The sequence below is a fragment of the Gottschalkiaceae bacterium SANA genome, from assembly GCA_036323355.1.
In the GTDB taxonomy this organism is placed as follows: domain Bacteria; phylum Bacillota; class Clostridia; order Tissierellales; family GPF-1; genus GPF-1.
In genome coordinates this window covers 2,398,352-2,413,656 of record AP028876.1, presented here as the reverse complement: position 1 = coordinate 2,413,656, position 15,305 = coordinate 2,398,352, and the positions used below count along the sequence as shown (strand labels likewise).

Here is a 15,305-nt window from a genome sequence, read left to right as displayed (position 1 = left end):
TTGAGAAATCAGAAAAGATATAATAAAGAATAAGGGGGCCTTGCAGATGAAAACTTTAGAGGGAAAATTGGTGCGTTTGAGAGCGATTCGAAACGAAGATATCGATGACATGCTTGAGATGTTTTCCGATTTTGACACTGTTCGACAATTTGTATTTCCAGGACCGCCATTTCCACCTACAAAAAAAGATGAACAAACTTTTATTGACGGCAATTCCATGATGAGAGAAACTTATAATTTTGCCATAGAAACCCTGGACGGGGTTTATATCGGCGGCTGTGGGATTCCCAAGATCGGTTGGGTCAGCCGTGTTGCCATGGTTGGAATTTGGATTGGCAGGGAAGAGTTTCAAGGGAAGGGTTACGGGACCGATGCCATGCGTATTTTGTGCCAGTTTTTATTTCAACAGATTAATATTCGAAAAATTGCTTTAACGGTCTACGGATTCAATGAGAGAGCTATTCACTCATACGAGAAGATTGGATTTCAAACTGAGGGGCGTCTTAGGGATGCCATCTATCGCAATGGCGCCTATCATGATGTCGTGTGGATGGGTATGTTCGAAGAAGAATTCATTGGGTTTGTGGGTGAAGAATCATGAAAGCAGAATTACGAAAAGAAATGATTCAGCGACGTTCAGCGCTTTCGAAAACTGAAGTGGATAAGAAAACGCAAAAGATCCATCATGCATTGCTGCAGCAAGAAGCTGTAAAGGATGCCCAAGTGATTCTGGTGTATTTGAGTTTTAGAGATGAGATTGATACCCGCAGTCTAATCGATTATTGGCTTGCAGAGAATCGGCGAGTTTATGTACCTGTCATGAAACCGAAAACAAAAATTCTTGTTCCGGTTCGTATTGGCAAAGACTTTCGAAATTTACCGACAAACAGCTTCGGAATTCAAGAACCATCCTTGACTGGGGGAGAGATTGCAATGCTTGAAGAACTCGATCTTGTACTTGTACCGGGTCTCGCTTTTGACCGAGCGGGCAATCGATTAGGCTATGGAGGCGGATATTATGATCGTCTGTTGCCTCAACTTCAAGACGATGCGGCAATAATTGCCCTTGGCTATGATTTTCAAAGAATTGAACAGGTACCAGTTGGCCCCTTTGATTATCCGATTGGGACCTTAATTACAGAATGTTGGGAGGAAGAGGTATGACTTTATTGGCACCATTATCACCTTTGTTTCTTACCAGTTCCTATGCGTTTTATGCCGTTATTAACTTTATCTTTGTTGTGATTGTGATTTTTGCGGAACGGAAAAATCCGACATCCGCTTTGGCTTGGATTATGGTCAGCATGCTTTTACCTGGTGTAGGATTTATTTTTTATTTCTTTTTTGGACGGAATTTATCTCGTCGCAAGATCTTTAATTTGCCGGATAATGAACAACAAGCCCTGCAAGCCTTTTATCAAGGACAGGCAGAAGCCATCAGAATGGGAGAATGGACCATCGAAGAAGAGAATGCAAAAGACTATGCAGATCAGATTCTCTTGCATTTGAACAATAGTAACTCCCTATATTTTGAGCAGAATGAGGTTAAGTTATTCACCGATGGAGTGGAAAAATTTCAAGCGCTCTTCTCGGATTTGAGGGCTGCAACCGACCATATTCATTTGGACTATTATATTTTGAACAACGATCAATTGGGAAACGAATTGATTGGAATTTTAGAGGAAAAGGCCAAAGAGGGAGTAGCCGTTCGCTTACTATTTGACGAGCTGGGAGGACGAACCCTAAGAAAGAGTAAATTCAAGGTGCTGATGGAAAATGGTGGCCAGTATGCACGCTTTTTTTCCAGTCCTTTTCGTTTGATTAATCCCCGCATCAATTACCGAAATCACAGAAAAATTGCAGTCATTGATGGACGAATTGGCTATATTGGCGGATTCAATATTGGCGATGAGTATATTGGAAAAAGCAAGAGGTTTGGATATTGGCGGGATTCAGCCCTGCGTATTCAGGGAGAGAGCGTCTATGAACTGCAAACGCGATTTATGCTGGACTGGCGTGCCGCTTCCAAAGAAGACCTTTTACCGGATGGCACTACCTTTCCCTACCTTTCCTCGGAAAAGGTTTGTGGCATACAGATTGTGAGTAGTGGTCCCGATGAAGAATGGGAACAAGTAAAATCGGGCTATATCAAGATGATTCAGTCGGCAAAAGAATCGGTCTACATTCATACCCCTTACTTCATTCCCGATGAGGCTGTATTGGAAGCCCTTCGGATTGCAGCATTTTCCGGGGTGGATGTACGGTTGATGATTCCAAACAAGCCGGATCATCCCTTTGTCTATTGGGCATCAACGGCCTGGGCCAGCGAATTATTGAAAGCTGGGGGCCGTGTATACACCTATGAAAAGGGATTCTTGCATTCGAAGACCATGGTGGTGGATTCGCGAATTTCATCCTGTGGAACGGCTAATTTTGACTATCGTTCTTTCAAATTGAATTTTGAGGTGGTCGCATTTCTTTATAATCGAGAGATTGCTCAGGAGATGAAAGACGCATTTGTTATGGATTTAAAGGATTGCCTAGAGATGACGAAGGAAGTGTATGAGAACAGAAGTCTGACGATTCGATTTAAAGAGCAAGTGTCGAGATTATTGTCGCCATTGCTGTAGGGGGAAAAGATGGATGAGATGAAGGCACACGTTAAAACTGGAATCTCCACCCGCAGATTAAGCAATGGAAAGCGGTGGGATTTTCATCTTCGAAACCCTGAAGGATTCCATGCGGCAATCGGTGAGTTGGCCGGTCAGCTGCAGGTGGATCTCAGACAGATTATCTGTGGAAAGCAAGTCCACGGTAGTAAAATTTGTAAAATTGATAAAGTGGGAAAAACTTTTCAGTTGCTGGAAGGCTACGATTGTTTGATGACTGATCAAACCGAAGTCGTTTTAGCGACCTTTCATGCTGATTGCCTGCCGATTTATCTATACGATCCCGAACATCATGCCATTGCAATGGTCCATGCGGGATGGCGGGGAACTGTGGCTGGGATCGCCGGAGAGGCAGTTGAAGCCATGAGCCGTGCCTATGGTACAAGACCCGAAAAACTTTTTGCGAAAATTGGGTCATGTATTTCACAGGTGGGGTATGAAGTAGACAAACCGGTTATTCAGGCTTGTCAGGCGATCACGGGCAGGACCGGGATTAAAGAATCAAGACCTGGATATGCGAATTTGAATTTGGCAGCGATTAATAGAGAAATTCTGATAAGAAATGGAGTGATAAATGAGAAAATTCAAGAGGATCAGAGAAAAACAGATCAAAACCCGGATTTGTTTTATTCCTATCGCCGAGAAGGGAAAAATGCGGGACGGATGCTCGCTTGGATCTATTTAACCTTCCAAGGGAAGGACGAATTGTAATCTATTTCTTTGTTTGAAAATTTCAAAAAAAAAATAAAAAAAGTTCGTGAAATTTTCTACAATCTATGGTATGATTACCCTGTGAAAAAATAGACAAGTGGAGATGTCTTTTTTTATAGAGTTTGAAAGGATGGTGTTCATGTCAGCAGCTAAGCAAGAAAGAACGACAAGCGCAACGAACCTACCACAAGAGAAGTATGATGAGTTACAAACGTACATTGAATCTTTGGATTCACTTGAAGGCGCTTTGATCCATGTCCTGCATAAAGCGCAAACAGTTTTTACGTATCTGCCTCTAGAAGTGCAATTGTTTATTGCACGGAAAATGGAACTGCCAGCAGCGGAAGTGTTTGGCGTAGTTAGCTTCTATTCCTATTTCACCATGAAACCAGTAGGCAAGCATACAATCTCTATATGTATGGGAACCGCATGTTTCGTACGTGGATCAGAAGAAGTGTTCAAGGCATTCAAGGAAGAGTTGGGGATTCAACCAGGCGAAATTTCGCCGGATGGATTATTCTCCATCAAGGATGTCCGTTGTATTGGCGCTTGCGGTCTCGCACCGGTTGTAACCGTTGGTGAGAAAGTGTATGGTCATGTGAAGCCGGAAGATGTTAAGGCAATTCTTGACGAATACCGCGCGGATCAAGTGCTGGAAAACTTGAACTAGGGGAAGGAGAAAACGATGGCAATCAAATCATTAGATGAATTGAAAAAAATTCGAGAAGCGTCTTTGAAGAAAGTAAATCTTCGAGAAACTGGTGAGGCCGTAGGAGAAATCCCTGAAGTTCTTGTGGGGATGGCAACTTGTGGAATCGCAGCGGGTGCTCGAGAAACCTTTGCAGCGCTTTTAGAAGCAATTGAAGCAGAAGGACTGGAAGTCCGTTTGGTTCAGGTTGGATGTTTGGGATACTGTCACAGCGAGCCTACGGTTCAAGTGAATGTGCCTGGCAGTGCGCCTGTGCTTTATGGCAAAGTGGATGCGGCAATCGCCAAGGAAATTGTAAAGAAGCATTTGAAAGATGGCGACATGCTACAGGATAATGTGTTGATTAACACATTCGCCAAGGCGTAAGGAGGGGAAGTATATGAGTAAAGTAAGAAGTCATATCCTCGTCTGCGGCGGTACCGGTTGTGTTGCATCGCAGAGTGAAGATATTATTAAAAATTTAGAAAAAGAAATCGCGAAGGTTGGATACCAAGACGAAGTAAAGGTTGTAAAAACCGGATGTTTTGGTTTCTGTGGACAAGGTCCAATTGTTAAAATTCAACCTGATAATGTGATATACGTAATGGTAAAACCTGAAGATGCCGAGGAAATTGTCTCGGAACATATCATTAAAGGCCGAAAAATTGAACGCTTGTTATATGATGAACCAGTGCTTCAAGAAAAAATAGAAATGCATCACGACATGCCTTTCTACAAGAAGCAGTATCGAATTGCCCTTAGAAATTGTGGTTTGATCAATCCAGAAGATATCAATGAATATATTGCATTTGAAGGATATCAAGCATTAGGGATGGCATTGACCGATATGACACCTCAAGAGGCTGTACAGATCGTCAAAGATTCTGGTCTTCGTGGCCGTGGCGGTGGTGGATTCCCAACCGGTTTAAAGTGGGAATTGGCTGCAAAGTCTGTATCTGAGAAAAAATATGTAGTTTGTAACGCTGATGAGGGTGATCCAGGTGCATTTATGGATCGTTCAATCCTTGAAGGGGATCCGCATAGTGTAATTGAGGCCATGGCAATTTGTGGCTATTGCATGGGTGCTGATGAAGGCCTTGTGTACATCCGTGCAGAATATCCTTTGGCGATTCATCGTTTAGAAGTTGCTCTTGCTCAAGCCCGCGAGATGGGACTGTTGGGAGAAAACATCTTTGGTACGGACTTCTCTTTTGATATTTCATTGAAATTGGGAGCAGGCGCCTTTGTCTGTGGCGAAGAAACGGCTTTGATTCATTCTATGGAAGGAATGCGTGGCGAACCAACGAAAAAACCACCATATCCTGCAGTTGAAGGTTTTAATAAAAAGCCAACCAATGTTAACAACGTAGAAACTTATGCGAATATCGCACCGATCTTCTTAAAGGGCGCTGAGTGGTTTTCATCAATTGGAACAGAAAACTCAAAGGGAACCAAGGTATTTGCCTTGGCCGGCAAGGTAAACAATGTTGGTTTGGTAGAAGTACCTATGGGCATTACCCTGCGTGAGATTATCTATGATATCGGCGGCGGCATCAAAGATGGTAAAGCATTTAAAGCCGTTCAAACCGGTGGTCCATCAGGCGGTGTTATTACTGTAGCCGATTTGGATACACCAATTGATTATGACAACTTGAAAGCGATTGGATCCATGATGGGTTCTGGTGGCATGATTGTTATGGATGAAGATAACTGTATGGTGAATATCTCAAAATTCTATTTGGATTTTACCAAAGACGAGTCTTGTGGAAAATGTACACCATGTCGTGTTGGAACAAAACGCATGTTGGAAATTTTGGAGCGAATTACGGAAGGCGAAGGCCAGCCGGGTGATATTGAGAAGCTTCAGCAATTGGGAGCTGCCATTAAGGATACAGCCCTTTGTGGGTTGGGCCAAACTGCGCCAAACCCAGTTTTGAGCACCATTCACTTCTTCCGTGAAGAGTACGAAGAGCATATTAATGAAAAGTACTGTCGCACAGGAGAATGTAAAGCTTTGACCAAATATGAAATTATCACTGACAAATGCGTGGGTTGTACAGCATGTGCACGTGTATGTCCAGTTAGTGCGATTTCAGGTAAGGTGAAAGAGGCTCATGTGATCGATCAAGCGGCTTGTATTTCTTGTGGCGCTTGCTACGAGAAGTGTCGTTTTGAAGCGATCCGTCGACCATAGGGAGGGATTAAGATGAGTGAAATGGTGAAAGCGACCATTAATGGAAAACAGGTCGAGGTTCCTCAAGGAACGACGATCCTAGATGCAGCAAAAACCTTAAGTGTTGATATTCCGACACTTTGCCACTTGAACCTACACGATTTTGGTATTGTCAATAAAGTGGCTTCTTGTCGTGTATGTGTAGTAGAAGTGGAGAATCGTCCAGCTTTGATGCCTTCTTGTGCAACAGAATTGACAGATGGCATGGTTGTGAAAACCCATACGGCAAGAGCCGTACAGGGAAGAAGAACAGCTCTAGAGTTGCTTCTTTCGGATCATCCTCAAGATTGCCTGTCATGTGCAAAAAATCAAAACTGTGATCTTCAATCCCTTGCGGGCGAGATGGGTATTTTGGAAATTAATTACGAAGGCGAGCGATTGGAGTACGACAAGGATATTTCAAGCGCATCTTTGGTGCGTGATCCGAATAAATGCATTATGTGCCGTCGTTGCGAGACCATGTGTAACGAGGTACAGACTTGCGGAATCCTTTCCGGTGTAAACCGTGGATTTGATTCCTTTGTTGGAACTGCCTTCAATCTGCCTTTAAATGAAACGTCTTGTACCTATTGTGGTCAGTGCTTGGCAGTATGTCCAACAGCGGCAATTGCTGAGAAAAACAATATTTCTGAAGTTTGGAACTCATTGTTGGATCAAAAGAAACATGTTGTGGTACAGGTGGCACCGGCAATTCGTGCGGCAATTGGCGAAGAATTCGGCATGGAGCCTGGTACATTGGTTACCGGTCAATTAGCAGCAGGTCTTCGTATGATGGGATTTGACGGCGTATTTGATACGGATTTTGCAGCTGACTTAACGATCATGGAAGAGGCAAGTGAGTTGGTTCACCGCATTCAGTCTGGCGGCCCGCTGCCAATCCTGACTTCTTGTTGCCCGGCATGGGTGCGATTTATCGAGGCCAACTATCCGGAACTCCTTGATATTCCATCAACTTGTCGATCACCACAAATTATGTTTGGTGCTATTGCCAAGACCTATTATGCGAAGAAGATGAATATCAAACCAGAAAACATGACCGTGATCTCTGTCATGCCTTGTGTGGCAAAGAAAACAGAGGCTGAGCGACCTGAATTGGTTAGCGCTGGCGAATCGGATGTGGATTTTGTTTTGACAACACGTGAATTGGCGCAGATGTTCAAGATTGCAGGTATCAATTTTGCAGATCTTCCAGAAGAAGATTTTGATGATGTCTTGGGTGAGTCTACGGGCGCGGGTGTTATTTTCGGCGCGACCGGTGGTGTAATTGAGGCAGCAACCCGTACAGCATACGAATGGATTACCGGTGAAGAACTTGAAAAAGTTGATTTTGAACAACTTCGCGGCATGGAGGGGATTCGCTCCGCTTCTGTTGATATTGGAGATTTGACTTTGAATATCGGTATTGCCCATGGTCTTGGAAATGCGAGAAAATTACTCGATGACATCAAGGCTGGAAAATCAAATTTCCATGCAATCGAGATTATGGCATGTCCTGGCGGCTGTATTGGCGGCGGCGGACAACCGTATCATCATGGCGATTCTACGATTATCAAAAAACGTGCGGAAGCGATTTATCGAGAAGATGCAGGCAAGAAAATTCGATCTTCACATAAAAATCCGCAGATCGTTGCTTTGTATGATGAGTATTTAGGAAAACCATACGGCGAGAAGGCGCATAAGCTTCTTCATACGACCTATAAAAAACGAGATAAAATTTAAGCCCAGGGTATTGTCGAAGACAATGCCAAGATCACCAGGGTATTGTCGAAGACAATGCCAAGATCACCAGGGTATTGTCGAAGACAATGCCAAGATCACCAGGGTATTGTCGAAGACAATGCCAAGATCACCAGGGTATTGTCGAAGACAATGCCAAGATCACCAGGGTATTGTCGAAGACAATGCCAAGATCACCAGGGTATTGTCGAAGACAATGCCAAGATCACCAGGGTATTGTCGAAGACAATGCCAAGATCACCAGGGTATTGTCGAAGACAATGCCAAGATCACCAGGGTATTGTCGAGACAATGCCAAGATCACCAGGGTTTGTGCTTGCACAAGCCAAGAAAAGATCCAGGGTATTATCGCAGATAATGCCAGGTCAGGATATTCAGTCAAGAATGCTAAGTCATTCGTTAACTAATGAATATATGACAGATTATTAAAAAGTCCCGCAAATATTGCGGGACTTTTTTGTATCTTCCGTTGACAAATATGATACCATGGTGTCAGGGATTTTACGCCCAGGGTATTGTTGAAAACAATACCAAGAAGATGTAAGAAGAAATCCAGAGTATTGTCGAAGATAATGCGATGCTGAGAAAGGAAGTAAAGAAATGAAATCAAAAAGTGAGACAAAAATCGTCATCGGAATGTCCGGTGGAGTAGATTCCTCGGTTGCCGCATTTCTCTTGAAAGAAGAGGGATATGATCTGGTTGGCGTATTTATGAAAAATTGGGAAGAAAAAGATGATGAGGGATATTGTACAGCCCTAGAGGATTTTGAAGACGTGGTGGAGGTTTCGGAAAAGCTGGAATTGCCCTATGAGCTTGTGAATTTTGAAAAAGAGTATTGGGATCGGGTGTTCACGTATTTTCTGGATGAATACAAACGGGGACGTACACCAAATCCTGATGTGATGTGTAACAAAGAGATTAAATTCAAGGCGTTTTTAGAACATGCAGAAACCATGGGAGCTGATTTTATTGCCATGGGTCATTATGCAGCTAAAGATGTGAAAGATGGCAAGCATCGATTGCTCAGAGCCAAGGACCTTAATAAAGATCAGACCTATTTTCTTTGCGGCTTGAATCAATTGCAGATTTCCAAAGCAGTTTTTCCTTTAGCGGAAGTCACAAAACCAGAGGTGCGGGAAATTGCTGAGCGGTTGGAACTGTCAACAGCGAAAAAGAAAGATTCTACGGGCATCTGCTTTATCGGAGAACGGGATTTTAATGCTTTCTTGGATCGCTTTTTGCCAGCTCAACCCGGCAAAATTGTGACACCAGCTGGTGAGGTGATGGGAGATCATGAGGGTCTTTTGTATTACACCATTGGACAGAGAAAGGGCTTGGGGATCGGTGGAAAAGGTTCCGGCGAACCCTGGTTTGTTATCGATAAAGACATGGAGAAAAACGCATTAATTGTGGTACAGGGCAAGCATAATCCCCTTCGTTTTAAATCCGCACTAGAAGCGGAAGGTGTTACATGGATTGCCGATGAGCCACCTGCTGAGTCTTTTACTTGTACGGCGAAGTTTCGATATCGTCAACCAGATCAAGGGGTGGATGTACGCCGAATCGAAAATGATCGATGGTTGGTAACCTTCCATGAGAAACAAGCGGGAATTGCTCCAGGTCAGGTTGTTGCATTTTATGATGAACGTGTCTGTTTAGGTGGAGGCATTATTGATTTTGCGATTAAATAGGAGATGACGAGATGAATTGGACCGAATGGAAAGAGCAGAACCGTTTTTTACAAATTTTCGAAGAGTTTTCAAAGATCCCTCATTGTTCTCATGCTGAAGAGGCAGTGAGCGATTGGCTTGTTGAGTCAGCAAGGAGCTGGGGACTGGAAGTCAAGCAGGATCAAAAAAAGAATGTATATATTCGAAAACCAGCATCACCCGGATATGAATCTAGACCGCCAATCATTCTTCAAGGCCATATGGATATGGTCTGTGAGAAAAACGCGGCGACTTGTCATGATTTTCAAATTGAGGGAATCGAAATGCTTGTTGATGGGGATTGGCTTCATGCCAAAGAAACGACCCTAGGTGCGGACAATGGTATTGCCGTTGCCTATATGATGGCAATTTTACAAGATAAAGAGGCTAAGCATCCGACTTTGGAATGTATGATAACAACAGAAGAAGAAACAGGAATGGGTGGCGCAAGCGTTATTGACGGATCCTGGTTTACAGGCAAGGCTATGATTAACTTGGATTCTGAAGAGGAAGGCTATGCCTTGGTGTCTTGTGCTGGCGGATTAAGAAGTGAATTTGTACTTCCCGTTGAAAAAAAAGAAGCGGAAGAAGACTGGAAAAGCTATCGACTGGATGTGACGGGATTAAGCGGTGGCCACTCTGGTGCCGAGATTCATCACGGACGAGGGAATTCCAATCAAATTTTGGGCCGTGTATTAGGCGATCTGCTTGAACACTTTGAATTTGGGGTAAATGCTATTTCTGGTGGCAGCAAGATGAATGCGATTCCTCGCGAGGCTACTGCGACCTTGAAATTGGCTACTGATAAATTGGAATCATTCAGAAGCCATTTGGGTTATTTGGAATCTGTAATCAATGAAGAACTCCGTGGAAAAGATCAGCTGATCTTGAAAATGGAGCCTGTGGAAGAAGCAGGACAAATTTGGACCCAAGACAGCTTGAATCGGATTGTTTCCGGTCTCACCCTTTGTCCAACCGGGGTGCAAACCATGAGTGTTAATATTCCTGGACTAGTGGAAAGTTCAAATAATCTGGGGGTTATCGTGACCACAGAGAATTCGGTTGTTTTTAAGAATGCAATTCGCTCTTCTGTGGGAAGTTTAAAGCGGGAGATTGCAAACAGAATCGATCGACTGGCCACAGCATTGGGTGGTCAACATCAGATGGGAAGCGACTATCCCGCATGGGAATACCGGGAAGATTCGCCGATGCGCGACATTTTGGTTGACGTTTATGGTAAAATGACCGGGACCGCTTTAAAGGTTACAGCAATTCATGCAGGATTGGAGTGCGGTATTCTCGCAAGAGCGATACCTGATCTTGATATGATTTCGATTGGACCCGATATGAAGGACGTTCATACGCCTAAGGAAGCACTCAATCTTCCTTCTGCGGTTAGAACCTATAATTTTTTGCTCAATGTGTTAGAAAACTATAATGATTAAAGGAGAATAACAATGACTGAAGAGAAAAAAGGCTGCTGCTGTGGCGAAGAAAATGAAGCAAAAGAATCATGCTGTGGTGGAAACCACGAAGTCAAAGAAGAAACGGGATCATGCTGTGGTGGAAACCATGAAAAAGGTGGTTGCTGTGGAGAACATGGTCATGACCACGATCACGATCATGGTGAAGAAGAGGTTCCTGTCCTTCATTTAGAATTGGAAGACGGATCAGAGATGCCTTGCTATGTTCTAGAAATTTTGGATATTGAGGGTAAATCCTATATTGCCTTGTTACCTGAAGGCGAGGATACCTTTATGATCTATCAATATGCTGAAGAGGGCGAAGAAGTGAATCTGTCGAATATTGAAAATGATGACGAGTATCTGCGTATTGCAAATATCTTTGAAGCACATTTTGACGAAAGTGCAGAGGAAGCGGCGGAAGAGGAATAATCATGAATGCAAAGGAATTAATTCAATGGATAGACGCGAGTCCGACGGCCTTTCATGCCGCGGAAGTGTTGACATCCCATTTGAAAGAAGCTGGATTTGAGCCACTTCAAATGGAGATGCCATGGGATTTAAAGCCGGGCGGATGCTATTTTGTTACAAAGAACGACTCGGCTGTTATTGCTTTTCGAGTTGGAAATCAATCTGTCGCGGAGGCGGGTTTTCGATTGATCGGCTCTCATACTGACGCACCGGGATTCCGAATCAAGCCCAGTGCGGAAACTGTTTCTGGGAAACGATATTTGCGTTTGAATACTGAAGTGTACGGCGGTCCGATTCATCATACTTGGATGGATCGTCCCTTGACGATTGCTGGTCGTGTTATGATTGCATCTAATGATGTTATGAAACCGACTCGGCGTTTGATTCACTTCAAGCATCCAATGGCGATTATACCGAACCTTGCCATTCATATGAATCGCGAAGTTAATCAGGGAGCGAAGTTCAATCCGCAAACACAATTGTTGCCCCTTGTTGCGTTGACCGAAAAGGGTCAGGCGACGGAAGACTGGCTTAAAAAGCAAATAGCGGCTGAACTGAAAATCGAAGAAAATCAAATCTTGGATTGGGATCTTTTTCTAGCAGATGTACAACCAGGCTGTTTAATTGGTGAGAATTTGATTTCAGTTGGTCGACAAGACAACTTATCTATGGTTCATGCCTCTTATCAGGCGCTGACGGCTTCTAAAACGATTCCGGCGACCCAAGTCTTGGTTGCATATGATAACGAGGAAATTGGGAGCCGTACGATGCAGGGAGCAGATTCTCCTTGGTTGTCACAAGTATTGGAACGCATTGCTGGAAAAGATCGAGAAAGCTATTTTCGTGCTTTGGCACAATCCTTTTTGGTATCGGCGGATATGGCCCATGCACTTCATCCAAATTATCCAGAAAAACATGATCCAACCAATCAACCGATTCTTGGAAAGGGACCGGTCATCAAGATCAATGCGAGTTACGCATATACTTCTAATGCGGCATCAATTGCTGTTTTCGAGGGGATTTGCAAGGCGCAGGATATTCCTGTGCAACATTATGTGAATCGATCTGATGCACGGGGTGGTTCAACTATTGGTCCGATTACCATGCGGCATTTACCGATTTCAGCGATTGACATCGGTTCACCGGTTCTAGGGATGCATTCCATTCGAGAGCTTGGAGAAATCAAGGATCACTTGTGGATGATTCAGGCATTGACTGCTTTTTTTATGGTCTAAGTTTACAGGGAAAGCGGAATATGATAATATGGTTAGGATTATAAGCAGAGAGGGAGTTTAAAACATATGGAAGAAATTAAAGTATTAGCCGTTGTTGGCGGTTCAGAAATTACAGAGCAAGATGTAAATAACTTAATGAACGGTTTGCAGCCTCAACAACAAGCGCAGTTTGCGTCAGAAGAAGGCAAAGCTCGTTTATTGGATGAATTGATCAATCAAGAGATGTTCTATTTGGAAGCAATGGATTCAGATATGGAAAATGATGATCTATTCAAGCGTGAAATGGAGATTGCCCGTAAAACAATCTTGAAGCAAATGGCGATGAAACAATTGCTGGATTCTGTTAAGGTTGAAGAAGAAGACGCTAAAGCGTATTACGAGCAACATGCTGATCGTTTTGTTGAACAGGGAACGGTTCATGCAAAACATATTTTGGTGAAGACCAAAGAAGAAGCAGATGCGATTTTGGCTGAGATTCAAGGCGGACTTGCCTTCGAAGAAGCGGCGAAAGAACATTCAACTTGCCCTTCCAAAGAGCAAGGCGGCGATTTGGGCACATTCCCACGTGGTCAAATGGTTCCAGCTTTTGAAGAAGCGGCATTTGCTTTGGAAATTGGTGTGATTTCCGAGCCAGTGGAAACTAGCTTTGGATTCCATCTAATCCTTGTTGAGGAGAAGACGGAAGCAAAATCTCAGAACTACGAAGCGGTACAAGAACAAATCATGGGCCAACTGGTAGCCATGGGACAGAATGAAGCATACGTGAAAAAAACTGATGAATTGCGAAGCAAATTCCAATTTGAGAAAAAGTAAGAAGAATGGGATGCAGAGCATCCCTTTTTTTTTGAGGTGAAGCATGAATCCAGAAAATCAGTTTTATCGTGTCTATTCTGATGCGCTAAAGGAACGATTTGGTGAAAAAGTATATAAACTGCCAGTGAATCTCCCCCTGACCTGCCCCAACCGGGATGGGACTAAGGGGAGGGGCGGATGCATCTTTTGTGGAGAAGACGGTGCTGGTCATGAAACCAGGCTGCCAGGGGCAAGCGTTCGTAAGCAATTGACAGAGACTATGGCCTATATTGGCAAGCGATATGGGGCAAAGAAATTTATTGCCTATTTTCAGAATTATACCAACACCTATGTATCCATGGCAACCTTTAAGGAAATGGTGGAGGCAACGGCAATGGAGCATGTGGTTGCGATTTCTTTGTCTACGAGACCGGATTGCATTTCTGAGGAACAATTGGATTATCTAGAAGAATTTCAGTATCGGACGGGTAGGCTAGTCTATATAGAGATGGGTCTGCAAAGCGCAAATGAAGATACCCTGCTGGCACTTAATCGCGGACACACTGTCGTTGATTTTATTGGTGCTGCAGAGCGGATCAAAAGCCGTGGATTTATACTTTGTGCCCATATGATTCTAGATCTACCTTGGGATCAAGATGAAGATATTCTTGCCGGAGCGATGCTTTTGAATCGACTGAAAGTGGATGAAGTGAAATTTCATTCTCTATATGTTGTGAAAGGTACGGAATTGGAACGCATGATGGATGCGGGCGAGGTGACTCTTTTGAAGATGGACACGTATATCGAACGGGTTATTATGTTCTTGCGTGCTCTAGATTCGAAGATTGTAATTCAGAGGATTATTGGCCGCGCACCCAAGGAAAATGTGCGGGTTTGTAATTGGAACACCAGTTGGTGGAAGATTAAGGATGAGATCATCAAACGAATGGCAAGTAGAGATGCATGCCAAGGTGATCGGAAGGGAATGGAATCATGAGTGAGAACGATTATTTAGCGGAGTTTTTTGCGCATCGAACAGCAAAAATCGAGGCCCTTTCAAAGGGCGAAATTACTAAGAAAACCTATATTTCGGACAATTGCCGATTTTTGCAGAAGTTGCGAGATCCTTTTTCGCCGGTTACATCTGTAGAGGAAGCCATGTATAATTATCAGTATCATAATATGATGGCGAAGGGATATTTGATGGATGCGGACGATTGCGATGCCGAGGAGCGATTTGCCCGTCACAAGCAGTCCTTTTTGGATAGTGCGCATCAGTGCTATCAAGATAAGGATAATGCGACGCGCCGGCTTTTAGAGATTCATGGGCCGAAAAATGTGAGTGCTTACTTCGTTAAAACTGATTCGGAGAAGCTGTCGGGGAAATTATTTGAAATTGTGATCGAGGATTTGGAAGATGCAATCTATCATTCAAAGAATTTTCGGATTCAACGTTGGCTTAATGATGCCGGTGTTTTCAAAAAAGGGTTACATCCTTCAGTGTTGGAAACCTATATCAATGAACGATACTAACGCGCGGATGCTCCGCGCGTTTTTTTCTTTGTCGGCGGGGTAGGAAAGAAATAGGAAGAATTT

16 protein-coding genes are annotated in these 15,305 nt (G+C 43.6%); all 16 read left to right on the top strand.

The genetic code is table 11. From position 1 onward, the window contains the following. Positions 1–46: 46 nt before the first annotated feature. The 16 genes from AC25CA_RS11515 (at position 47) to AC25CA_RS11440 (ending at position 15,242) form a co-directional block, all read left to right on the top strand. Positions 47–601: a GNAT family N-acetyltransferase gene (locus AC25CA_RS11515; protein ID WP_486813970.1), complete on the top strand. Its 555-nt coding sequence runs from the start codon at positions 47–49 to the stop codon at positions 599–601. Continuing rightward, the gene (locus tag AC25CA_RS11510) at positions 598–1,164 is read left to right on the top strand and encodes a 5-formyltetrahydrofolate cyclo-ligase (RefSeq protein ID WP_486813969.1); all 567 of its coding nucleotides are present in this window, start codon (positions 598–600) and stop codon (positions 1,162–1,164) included. Before AC25CA_RS11515 ends, AC25CA_RS11510 begins: the two co-directional genes overlap by 4 nt. Then, complete coding sequence (gene cls, locus AC25CA_RS11505) at positions 1,161–2,630, top strand: cardiolipin synthase (RefSeq protein WP_486813968.1); 1,470 nt, start codon at positions 1,161–1,163, stop codon at positions 2,628–2,630. The genes AC25CA_RS11510 and cls overlap by 4 nt, the downstream gene beginning before the upstream one ends. Positions 2,631–2,639: 9 nt before the next feature. Continuing rightward, complete coding sequence (gene pgeF / locus AC25CA_RS11500; RefSeq protein WP_486813967.1) at positions 2,640–3,380, top strand: peptidoglycan editing factor PgeF; 741 nt, start codon at positions 2,640–2,642, stop codon at positions 3,378–3,380. Positions 3,381–3,519: 139 nt separating this feature from the next. Next, positions 3,520–4,050: an NADH-quinone oxidoreductase subunit NuoE family protein gene (locus AC25CA_RS11495; protein WP_486813966.1), complete on the top strand. Its 531-nt coding sequence runs from the start codon at positions 3,520–3,522 to the stop codon at positions 4,048–4,050. A 15-nt stretch (positions 4,051–4,065) separates the two neighbouring features. Next, complete coding sequence (locus AC25CA_RS11490; RefSeq protein ID WP_486813965.1) at positions 4,066–4,455, top strand: (2Fe-2S) ferredoxin domain-containing protein; 390 nt, start codon at positions 4,066–4,068, stop codon at positions 4,453–4,455. A gap of 13 nt (positions 4,456–4,468) precedes the next feature. Next, positions 4,469–6,262 (top strand): NADH-ubiquinone oxidoreductase-F iron-sulfur binding region domain-containing protein, encoded by a 1,794-nt coding sequence (locus AC25CA_RS11485; protein ID WP_486813964.1) that lies wholly within the window; start codon positions 4,469–4,471, stop codon positions 6,260–6,262. A gap of 12 nt (positions 6,263–6,274) precedes the next feature. Next, complete coding sequence (locus AC25CA_RS11480; protein ID WP_486813963.1) at positions 6,275–8,020, top strand: NADH-dependent [FeFe] hydrogenase, group A6; 1,746 nt, start codon at positions 6,275–6,277, stop codon at positions 8,018–8,020. A gap of 22 nt (positions 8,021–8,042) precedes the next feature. Continuing rightward, on the top strand, positions 8,043–8,396 hold the full coding sequence (locus AC25CA_RS11475) for a hypothetical protein (protein WP_486813962.1): 354 nt from the start codon (positions 8,043–8,045) through the stop codon (positions 8,394–8,396). 242 nt (positions 8,397–8,638) lie between these two features. Then, positions 8,639–9,730: a tRNA 2-thiouridine(34) synthase MnmA gene (gene mnmA / locus AC25CA_RS11470; protein ID WP_486813961.1), complete on the top strand. Its 1,092-nt coding sequence runs from the start codon at positions 8,639–8,641 to the stop codon at positions 9,728–9,730. A gap of 11 nt (positions 9,731–9,741) precedes the next feature. Continuing rightward, positions 9,742–11,193 carry an aminoacyl-histidine dipeptidase gene (locus AC25CA_RS11465; RefSeq protein WP_486813960.1) on the top strand — a complete coding sequence of 484 codons (1,452 nt, stop codon included), beginning with the start codon at positions 9,742–9,744 and terminating at the stop codon, positions 11,191–11,193. Positions 11,194–11,205: 12 nt separating this feature from the next. Beyond that, positions 11,206–11,643, top strand: a complete 438-nt coding sequence (locus AC25CA_RS11460; RefSeq protein ID WP_486813959.1) for a DUF1292 domain-containing protein — start codon at positions 11,206–11,208, stop codon at positions 11,641–11,643. A gap of 2 nt (positions 11,644–11,645) precedes the next feature. Next, the gene (locus AC25CA_RS11455) at positions 11,646–12,917 is read left to right on the top strand and encodes a M18 family aminopeptidase (protein WP_486813958.1); all 1,272 of its coding nucleotides are present in this window, start codon (positions 11,646–11,648) and stop codon (positions 12,915–12,917) included. A 66-nt stretch (positions 12,918–12,983) separates the two neighbouring features. Continuing rightward, positions 12,984–13,730, top strand: a complete 747-nt coding sequence (locus tag AC25CA_RS11450) for a peptidylprolyl isomerase (RefSeq protein WP_486813957.1) — start codon at positions 12,984–12,986, stop codon at positions 13,728–13,730. A 43-nt stretch (positions 13,731–13,773) separates the two neighbouring features. Further along, on the top strand, positions 13,774–14,706 hold the full coding sequence (mnmL, locus tag AC25CA_RS11445; protein WP_486813956.1) for a tRNA modification radical SAM protein MnmL/YtqA: 933 nt from the start codon (positions 13,774–13,776) through the stop codon (positions 14,704–14,706). Beyond that, complete coding sequence (locus tag AC25CA_RS11440) at positions 14,703–15,242, top strand: DUF6648 family protein (RefSeq protein ID WP_486813955.1); 540 nt, start codon at positions 14,703–14,705, stop codon at positions 15,240–15,242. The genes mnmL and AC25CA_RS11440 overlap by 4 nt, the downstream gene beginning before the upstream one ends. Positions 15,243–15,305: the final 63 nt, after the last annotated feature.

Bases quoted from the DNA above. Each gene is read 5' to 3' on its own strand.
- mnmL (WP_486813956.1), top strand. From the start codon at position 13,774: ATGAATCCAGAAAATCAGTTTTATCGTGTCTATTCTGATGCGCTAAAG.
- AC25CA_RS11455 (WP_486813958.1), top strand. From the start codon at position 11,646: ATGAATGCAAAGGAATTAATTCAATGGATAGACGCGAGTCCGACGGCC.
- AC25CA_RS11490 (WP_486813965.1), top strand. From the start codon at position 4,066: ATGGCAATCAAATCATTAGATGAATTGAAAAAAATTCGAGAAGCGTCT.
- AC25CA_RS11460 (WP_486813959.1), top strand. From the start codon at position 11,206: ATGACTGAAGAGAAAAAAGGCTGCTGCTGTGGCGAAGAAAATGAAGCA.
- AC25CA_RS11450 (WP_486813957.1), top strand. From the start codon at position 12,984: ATGGAAGAAATTAAAGTATTAGCCGTTGTTGGCGGTTCAGAAATTACA.
- AC25CA_RS11495 (WP_486813966.1), top strand. From the start codon at position 3,520: ATGTCAGCAGCTAAGCAAGAAAGAACGACAAGCGCAACGAACCTACCA.
- AC25CA_RS11485 (WP_486813964.1), top strand. From the start codon at position 4,469: ATGAGTAAAGTAAGAAGTCATATCCTCGTCTGCGGCGGTACCGGTTGT.
- AC25CA_RS11440 (WP_486813955.1), top strand. From the start codon at position 14,703: ATGAGTGAGAACGATTATTTAGCGGAGTTTTTTGCGCATCGAACAGCA.
- AC25CA_RS11465 (WP_486813960.1), top strand. From the start codon at position 9,742: ATGAATTGGACCGAATGGAAAGAGCAGAACCGTTTTTTACAAATTTTC.
- AC25CA_RS11515 (WP_486813970.1), top strand. From the start codon at position 47: ATGAAAACTTTAGAGGGAAAATTGGTGCGTTTGAGAGCGATTCGAAAC.
- AC25CA_RS11510 (WP_486813969.1), top strand. From the start codon at position 598: ATGAAAGCAGAATTACGAAAAGAAATGATTCAGCGACGTTCAGCGCTT.
- mnmA (WP_486813961.1), top strand. From the start codon at position 8,639: ATGAAATCAAAAAGTGAGACAAAAATCGTCATCGGAATGTCCGGTGGA.
- pgeF (WP_486813967.1), top strand. From the start codon at position 2,640: ATGGATGAGATGAAGGCACACGTTAAAACTGGAATCTCCACCCGCAGA.
- AC25CA_RS11475 (WP_486813962.1), top strand. From the start codon at position 8,043: ATGCCAAGATCACCAGGGTATTGTCGAAGACAATGCCAAGATCACCAG.
- AC25CA_RS11480 (WP_486813963.1), top strand. From the start codon at position 6,275: ATGAGTGAAATGGTGAAAGCGACCATTAATGGAAAACAGGTCGAGGTT.
- cls (WP_486813968.1), top strand. From the start codon at position 1,161: ATGACTTTATTGGCACCATTATCACCTTTGTTTCTTACCAGTTCCTAT.